General features: G+C 29.2%; 2 protein-coding genes. Both read right to left on the bottom strand.

Going from position 1 to position 1,698, the window contains the following annotated elements; translation table 11 throughout:
• Window positions 1–180: 180 nt before the first annotated feature.
• Complete coding sequence (locus C1X07_RS24695) at window positions 181–1,497, bottom strand: ATP-dependent DNA helicase (RefSeq protein WP_103072715.1); 1,317 nt, start codon at window positions 1,495–1,497, stop codon at window positions 181–183.
• An 8-nt stretch (window positions 1,498–1,505) separates the two neighbouring features.
• Window positions 1,506–1,698 (bottom strand): hypothetical protein (locus C1X07_RS25240; RefSeq protein ID WP_206604282.1); only part of this gene is annotated, 193 nt, incomplete at its 5' end.

Here is a 1,698-nt window from a genome sequence, read left to right as displayed (position 1 = left end):
GTGACCCCGAGCATTCGAAGTTCGAACTTTTTAGTAAAATCTTTGGAGGAGATTTCAGAATACGCAAAAGAGTATCAAGCTTTATTGATAGCTTGCTAACATCATTCTCCAATAAAAATATTTAACTTTTTATAACTTTGAAACGAGTTAAAAATAATCGTTTTATACACGTTGTTGGATTTAGTTTTTTATAAATTCAATAACAGATTCATCAATTATAATATCTGATTTCAAAATAGGTTTTGTTAGTGTAATATTAGAAAGAGTTTTGCACCTACTTAAAGCTACATAGGTTTGCCCGTGAGCAAAACTTCCTGTACCAAGATTAATTTTTACTTTGTTAAACGTTTTTCCTTGGCTTTTGTGTATTGTAATAGCCCAAGCTAATTTTATAGGAATCTGAGTAAATGTTCCAATTTCTTCACGAACAAATCGACCTCGTTTAAATCTATACTTTGATACTTCCCAAGTAAAGGGTGAAACTTCAGTTGTGTTCCCATTTTCCAGTTCTACTTCAATAAATTGATAATTTTCATTAATTTCTTCATCTATTTTAGAAGCAATATTTATTACATTACCTATTGTTCCGTTCATCCATCTTTTTTTCGGGTCGTTATTTAGAAACATTACTTGAGCTCCAATCTTTAATTTCACTTCAAGGTCATTAGGTTTAAGGTTTTCAATATTGCCAGTATGATGAGCAAAAAAACTAATTTCAGATGTGTTAAGAGTTTGTAATTTTTGAAAATTTATACTATTTGCTATTGCGTTTGTCGATACTAGATTGATTTGAAAATTACTATTTTCATCTTCAATGGGATTTTTAACTTGTTGGTTTAAAAGGCTTAAATGGGAATCGTTGGTTTTGTTTTCTCGAACAGCATTGAGAATGTCTATAAATAAAGGGTCTTTTTGACGATAAATGGTTTTAAGTTCTAATGTTTTTTGAATGAATGGTGAAGTGAATAAATCCTTTTGAATAAATGAATGAGCAGAGAAAAAATAAGGAGTCTTGTATTTTTGTAAGAATTTTTCACGTTCGTTGTTTAATATTACAGGAGGAAGTTGAAATAAATCTCCAAAGAATATCATACGAATACCTCCAAATGGTTCTGATGTATTTCTGATTCTTTGAAGAAAAATATCAACAGCATCTAAAATATCTGCCCTAACCATAGATATTTCATCAATTATTATGGTATGTATAGTTGCATATTGACTAATCATATTATTATTTATACGAACGTGCATAGCCTCATCAAACTCATAACCTGGTTTTAATTTAAAAAAAGAATGTATCGTTTCTCCATTTACATTAATTGCAGCAATTCCTGTTGGAGCTAATACAATAATACTAGAGTCATTCTTTTGTATATATTTTAATAGTGTAGATTTTCCAGTTCCAGCTTTACCTGTGATGAATAGGTTTTCATTTGTGTTATTAATGCATTCAATTATATTTATTGCTTCTTTTGAAAACTCTAATTTATCCTGCATTTTTTATTTTATAGAGAGTTTGTTTTTGTGTCGATTGAAATTAAGGCTAACAATGCTATATAATCACTAAGGTAACTTATATATCGAAACATTAAGAAATATAGTGACCTAAATGACTCTATTCTTGAGAATATAAAAAAATAATAATACCCAACAAAAAAGCCAGACAGTAATGCCTGGCTTTTAACACTTTGTGACCCC

Source organism: Aquimarina sediminis, assembly GCF_002895435.1.
Classification (GTDB): domain Bacteria; phylum Bacteroidota; class Bacteroidia; order Flavobacteriales; family Flavobacteriaceae; genus Aquimarina; species Aquimarina sediminis.
This window is presented reverse-complemented; position numbering and strand designations above follow the sequence as displayed.